Genomic DNA, 210 nt, shown 5'->3' with positions numbered 1-210 from the left:
CTCCCTCGCCGGAAGACCAAGGGTTCCTGTCCAACGTTAATCGGGGCAGGGTAAGTCGACTCCTAAGGCGAGGCCGAAAGGCGTAGTCGATGGGAAACAGGTTAATATTCCTGTACTTCTTACAATTGCGATGGGGGGACGGAGAAGGCTAGGTGGGCCTGGCGACGGTTGTCCAGGTTCAAGTACGTAGGCGGGTGGTTTAGGTAAATC

General features: G+C 55.2%; 1 rRNA gene. It reads left to right on the top strand.

What is annotated here, in order from left to right:
* A 23S ribosomal RNA gene (locus QQ041_RS24195) occupies positions 1-210 on the top strand; the annotation flags it as partial.

It is taken from the genome of Vibrio sp. TMPB1044 (assembly GCF_030442075.1).
GTDB lineage: Bacteria > Pseudomonadota > Gammaproteobacteria > Enterobacterales > Vibrionaceae > Vibrio > Vibrio satsumensis.
The sequence above is the reverse complement of the archived record's forward strand: the minus strand, read 5'-3'. Positions and strand labels throughout refer to the sequence as shown.